Below are 6,014 nucleotides of genomic sequence, written 5' to 3' on the forward strand. Positions count from 1 at the left end.
TGATGACTCCCTGGAGACCGAGGTCCTTGGGAGCGTCGATCGTGCGGGTCAGCCGCTGCATGGCACCAGGACGCCGACCCAGCTCGTGCGTGTCGAACACGAGAGGATTGCGGTGGTCGAGGTGGGTGTTCAGGGCTGGTCCCGCTTTCGTTCTTCGGAGCTCCTGCCCGATGGCGTTCCGGGCAGCTGTGACCGCACGAGTACGCGCGACCGAAGAGCCAGGATACTGGACCATTCGCTCTCGGCCCAATCCGGTCCCCCGGCCCCCGAAGGGTTCCGGTCAGCGGCCCTGCTCGTACTGCCGCTCGTACTCCCGCACCTGATCCATATTGATCATGCTGGTGTCGAAGAGGCTGGTCTCGTCGAGCACGCCGCCCTGGTCCTGCTGCAGGGGCGGCTGCGCCTGCTGGCCGGGCTGCTGCTGGTAGCCGTACGCGTACTGCTCCTGCTGCACCGCGTACGGATCCTGCTGCTGGTACCCGTACGGGTCCGCCTGCTGCTGGTACCCGGCGTACATGTCCTGCTGACCGTAGCCCTGCTGCTGGTAGGCGTACGGATCCTGCTGCTGTGCGTACGCGGCGACCGGCTGCTGGGCCGGGATCTGCGGCTCCTGGACCTGCGGGGCGCCCGGCTGCGCCACCGGCTCCGCCATCGCGTCCTGCCCGCCGATCTCGGCGAGGCCCGCGAGGTAGTCGGCGTCGCTGGTGTGCGCCTGCGCGCCCCCCTCGCCGTCGAGCGTGAGCCCCCCGAGGTCGTCCTGGGCGATACGGCCGTGCAGCTTCTGCCGGCCCTTGCCGACCGCGTCCAGGGTCTTGGCGAGCACCGCCTCGAAGGCGCCGAGCTTGACGTCCACGTACGCGTCGGCGTCGCGCCGCAGCGTCTCGGGGTCGTGACTGCGCTCCGGGGCGTCCTCGTCCTCGTAGCCCTGCTCGTCCGTGCCGGGGCCGGTGCCGAGCAGCTTCTCGCGGCCCCGGCCGACCGAACCGAGGGTCTTGTTGAGGACGACCTCGAAGTTGGCGAGTTTCGAGTCGACATAGTCGTCGGCCTCGGCGCGGACCTCCTCGGCCTCCTGGCGGGCCTCGGCCAGGATCCGGTCGGCCTCGTCCTGGGAACGGCGGGCGATCTCCGTGTCGGCGATCAGGGTGCCGCGCTCGGCGTGCGCCGTCTCGATGATGCGGTCGGCCTCGGCGCGGGCCTGCTCCACCATCTGCTCGCGCCCGCCGATGAGCTCCTGGGCCTGGGCGAGGGACCCGGGCAGCGCCTGGCGCACCTCTTCGAGCATCGAGAGCAGGTCGGCGCGGTTGACCACGCACGAGGCCGACATGGGCATGGACCGGGCGCTGCCGACCGCGGCGACGATCTCGTCGAGCTTCTTCTGGACGTCCACCTGGTGCTCGCCACTCTCTCGTCTGCTCACACGGATGTGAGGGGTGTTGGAGACGGACGGGACGACTGTATGCCCAACTGCTCGGTGCGTGTCACTTCTTGGGAAGGCGCTCCGTCAGCGCCCGGTGCACCAGCGGCGGGACCAGGTGGGACACGTCACCGCCCCAGGCCGCGACCTCCTTGACGAGCGAGGAGGACAGGAAGCTGTAGGTGGGGTTGGTGGGCACGAAGAGCGTCTCCACGCCCGAGAGGCCGTTGTTCATCTGGGCCATCTGGAGCTCGTAGTCGAAGTCGCTGACGGCGCGCAGCCCCTTGACGATGGCGGGGATGTCGCGCTGCTTGCAGAAGTCGACGAGGAGGCCGTGGAAGGACTCGACCTCCACGTTGCCGAACTCGGCCGTGACCTCGCGGATCAGCTCGATCCGCTCCTCCACGGCGAACAGGCCCTGCTTCGACTGGTTGATCATCACCGCGACGTGCACGACGTCGTAGAGCTTGGAGGCTCGGGCGATGATGTCGAGGTGGCCGTTGGTGATGGGGTCGAACGACCCGGGACAGACTGCGCGGCGCACGGGAAGTCCCTCGCTCTCCGGTCCGGTCATCGTGCGTCGTCGCACGTGAGGGTGGTGTTCAAGGCGGCGCGACCGTACCAAAACGTTCCCTCGCCGTAACGACGGGACCTCAGCCCCTCGAAGCCGTCCGGCCAGCGGAAGTCCCCGCCTCTCGTACTGCGTTCAACGGTGACGAGCGCATCGTCCGTGAGCCAGCCCTGAGTGCGGAGTGTGAGCAGGATCTCCCGAAGATCGTCGTCCGAGACCGCGTACGGCGGGTCGAGAAAGACCAGGTCGTAGGGGGTCCCCGGGGCGGGGCCCGCAACGATCTGCTCCGCTTTGCCGGTACGGGTCTCGGCGCCCGGCAGGCCGATCGCCTTCACGTTCTCCCGGACGGTGCGGGCCGCGCGGGCGTCGGCCTCGACCAGCAGTGCGTGCGCCGCGCCCCGGGACAGCGCCTCCAGGCCGACGGCCCCCGACCCCGCGTACAGGTCGGCGACGCGCGTGCCGTCGAGCGTGCCGAGCAGGGCCTGCCAGGTGGAGAAGAGGCCTTCACGCGCGCGGTCGGAGGTGGGGCGGGTGCCGTTGCCCGGCGGCACGGCCAGGCGGCGTCCGCCGGCGCGCCCGGCGATCACGCGGGTCATCTCGTCCTCGGTCCTTCGGGGATCGGATATCGGGGTCGGCCCCAGTGTCTCAGCCCTTGTCGAGGTACTGCTCCCGCTCCTCGTCCAGGAGGGCGTCGAGTGCGGTGCGCAGCCCGGGCAGGGCGTCCAGCTCCGGGTCGGCGACGACCACCTTCGTGGCCTCCTCGCGCGCCTCGGCGATGATCTCCTCGTCCTCGATCACGGCGAGCATCCGCAGGGACGAGCGGACCCCGGACTGGGCCTGTCCGAGGACGTCGCCCTCGCGGCGCTGCTCCAGGTCGATCCGGGACAGCTCGAAGCCGTCGAGCGTCGAGGCCACGGCTCCCAGCCGGGCGCGCGCCGGTGAGGCCTCGGGCATCTCCGTGACCAGCAGGCACAGCCCCGGCGCGGAGCCCCGGCCGACACGGCCGCGCAGCTGGTGGAGCTGGGAGACGCCGAAGCGGTCGGCGTCCATGATCACCATCGCGGTGGCGTTCGGCACGTTCACCCCCACCTCGATCACCGTCGTGGCGACCAGGACGTCGGTCTCCCCGGCGGCGAAGCGGCGCATCACCGCGTCCTTGTCGTCGGGCTGCATCCGGCCGTGCAGCACCTCGACCCGCAGCCCCTGGAGGGCTCCGCGCGCGAGCTGGTCGGCGATCTCCAGGACGGCGAGCGGCGGCCGCTTCTCCGCCTCGTCCTCGGCGGACTTCCTGGCGGCCTTCCCCTTCCCGGGCTTCTCGTCCTCGTCGTCGCCGATGCGGGGGCAGACCACGTAGGCCTGGTGGCCGTTCCCCACCTCCTCGCGGACGCGCTCCCACGCGCGCGCGAGGAAGTGCGGCTTGTCCGCGGCGGGCACGACATGGCTGGCGATCGGCGAGCGGCCGGCCGGCAGCTGGTCGAGCACCGAGGTCTCCAGGTCGCCGAAGACGGTCATCGCGACCGTGCGCGGGATCGGCGTCGCCGTCATGACGAGAAGGTGCGGCGGCTGCTTGCCCTTGGAGCGCAGGGCGTCACGCTGCTCCACGCCGAAGCGGTGCTGCTCGTCGACGACGACCAGGCCGAGGTCGTGGAACTGGACCTTGTCCTCGATCAGCGCGTGGGTGCCGATGACGATCCCGGCCTCGCCGGTGGTCAGGTCGAGCAGTGCCTTGCGGCGTGCCGCGGCGCCCATGGAACCGGTCAGAAGCACCACCTTGGTGGAGTGCTCGGCGCCGCCGAGCATGCCGCCCTCGGCGAGCTCGCCCATCATCTCGGTGACGGACCGGTGGTGCTGCTGGGCGAGGACCTCCGTGGGCGCGAGCATGGCCGCCTGGCCGCCCGCGTCGACGACGGCGAGCATCGCGCGCAGGGCCACCATCGTCTTGCCGGAGCCCACCTCGCCCTGGAGGAGCCGGTGCATGGGGTGCTCGGTGGCCAGGTCGGCGAAGATCTCGCGGGAGACCTTCTGCTGGCCTTCGGTGAGCGTGAAGGGGAGCTTCGCGTCGAACGCGGTGAGCAGTCCGTCGCTCTTCGGCTCGCGCGCGACGGCGGTCAGCTGGGTGTCCGCGAAGCGGCGCCGGGCGAGGGCGACCTGGAGCACGAACGCCTCGTCCCATTTGAGGCGCGCCCGCGCGTCGGCGATGTCGGCCTTCGTGTGCGGGCGGTGGATCTTCAGGAGCGCCTCGGTGAGCGGCACCAGGCCGCGCCCCTCGCGCAGCGGCTCCGGCAGCGGGTCGAGCGCCTCCTGGGCGCTGGGCAGCACGAGGTCCACCGCCTTGGCGATCTTCCACGACTCCAGCTTGGCGGTGGCCGGGTAGATCGGCAGGAGTGCACCGGCCCAGGATCCGACGGTCTCGGCGGCCTCGTCCGAGGAGTCGGCGCGCAGCAGCTGGTACGCGGGGTGCGCCAGCTGCATCTTGCGGTTGAAGACGCCGACCTTGCCGGCGAACATCGCGCGCGTGCCGGGCAGCAGGTCCTTGTGCGGCTTGTGGATGCCGCGGCCGAAGAAGACCAGCTGGAGCTGGCCGCTGCCGTCGGTGATGGTGACCTCGAGGCGCTGGCCGCTGCCGCCGTTGAACTTCAGGACGCGGGCGGTCGCGACCTGGGCGACGACGGTGACGTGCTCGTCGAGCGGCAGGTCGGCGAGGCGGGTGAGCTCGCCGCGCTCGGCGTATCTGCGCGGATAGTGGTGCAGCAGGTCACCGACGGTGTGCAGGCCTAGGTGCTCGGCCATCACCTTCGCGGTGGCGGGACCGAGCGCTTTCTTGAGCGGTTCTTCGAGCGCGGGCACGAGATCCATTGCACACCACACCACCGACAATCACCGAGTGTCCCGGGCGGGCAGCCTCCCGCTCCGTGCCGTCAGGGGGCCGTGGGAGCCCGCTACTCGACGCCGATGAGGAGGAGCGCGGACTGCCGGCCGCCCCGGTAGACGACGGTGTCGACGGCCAGGTAGGTCTCGCGGACGTGTTGTTCGAGGCTCTCCGCGACGGCGTCCGGTACCTCCTCACCCAGGACCAGCGTGACGAGTTCGCCGCCCGCCGCGAGCATCCGGTCGAGGACGGTGCGCGCGGTCGCCGGGACCTCGCTGCCGATGACGGCCACGTCCCCCTCGATCAGGCCGAGGACGTCCCCGGCCTGGCAGATGCCGGCCATGGTCCACGACTGCCGCTCCGCGACGGCCAGTTCGCCGTAGCGGGTCGCGCCGGCCGCCGAGGTCATCGCGACGACGTCCTCGTCGAAGCGCCGGTCCGGCTCGTGCACGGCGAGCGCGGCGATGCCCTGGACCGCGGACCGCGTCGGGATCAGGGCGACGCGTACGCCCTCCGTGCGGGCCTGCTCGGCCGCCGCGGCGGCGGTGTGGCGCAGCTCCGCGTCGTTGGGCAGGAGCACCACCTCGCGCGCGTGGGCGCGACGGATCGCCTCGACGAGTTCGCCGCTTGCCGGTGGCTCTCCGGGACGGTCCGGGACGGTGGTCGCACCGGCCTCGGCGTAGAGCCCGGCGAGGCCGTCGCCGGGGACGACCGCCACGACGGCCCGCTGGATGCGCTCCCGCAGGGGCGCCGAGCCGCGTCCCGCGTGGGCGTCACCGAGGCCGAAGTGGGTGATGCGGATGCGGTGGGGCCGGCCGGCCTCGACACCGGCCTCGACGGCCGCTCCCGCGTCGTCGACGTGGACGTGCACGTTCCACAGGCCGTCGCCGCCGACGACGACCAGGGAGTCGCCGAGGGCGTCGAGCCGGGTGCGCAGCCGGGCCACGGCCTGGTCGTCCGCCTCCAGGAGGTAGATGACCTCGAAGGCGGGGCCCGCGGTGTCGTGCTCGGCCGGGCAGTCGAGGGGCTCGTCCTGCCCGGCGACCGGGTGCGCGGGTACGGGTGCGCCGCCGTGCCGCGGTGCCGCTTCGCCCGAGACGGCCTGGCTGAGCGCGCCGAGTACGACGACGAGTCCGCGCCCGCCCGCATCGACGACACCG

The 6,014-nt window shown here is 71.9% G+C and carries 5 protein-coding genes and 1 pseudogene; all 6 read right to left on the minus strand.

The genetic code is table 11. The features are described 5' to 3' along the window. Positions 1-172 (minus strand): annotated as a pseudogene (locus GTW43_RS09055) (DUF177 domain-containing protein); the annotation flags it as partial. Positions 173-280: 108 nt separating this feature from the next. Beyond that, complete coding sequence (locus GTW43_RS09060; protein ID WP_343245944.1) at positions 281-1,387, minus strand: ATP synthase F0 subunit B; 1,107 nt, start codon at positions 1,385-1,387, stop codon at positions 281-283. Between the two features lie 91 nt (positions 1,388-1,478). Beyond that, positions 1,479-1,958, minus strand: a complete 480-nt coding sequence (gene coaD / locus GTW43_RS09065; protein ID WP_343245943.1) for a pantetheine-phosphate adenylyltransferase — start codon at positions 1,956-1,958, stop codon at positions 1,479-1,481. A 26-nt stretch (positions 1,959-1,984) separates the two neighbouring features. Further along, positions 1,985-2,581 (minus strand): 16S rRNA (guanine(966)-N(2))-methyltransferase RsmD, encoded by a 597-nt coding sequence (gene rsmD, locus GTW43_RS09070; RefSeq protein ID WP_161301108.1) that lies wholly within the window; start codon positions 2,579-2,581, stop codon positions 1,985-1,987. Positions 2,582-2,630: 49 nt separating this feature from the next. Continuing rightward, a complete protein-coding gene (gene recG / locus GTW43_RS09075; protein WP_161301109.1) occupies positions 2,631-4,841 on the minus strand; it encodes an ATP-dependent DNA helicase RecG in 2,211 nt (736 codons plus the stop codon). Positions 4,842-4,924: 83 nt separating this feature from the next. Further along, a partial coding sequence (locus GTW43_RS09080) for a dihydroxyacetone kinase (protein WP_161301110.1) occupies positions 4,925-6,014 on the minus strand: 1,090 nt, incomplete at its 5' end.

Source organism: Streptomyces sp. SID5785 (genome assembly GCF_009870065.1).
Taxonomy (GTDB): Bacteria; Actinomycetota; Actinomycetes; order Streptomycetales; family Streptomycetaceae; genus Streptomyces.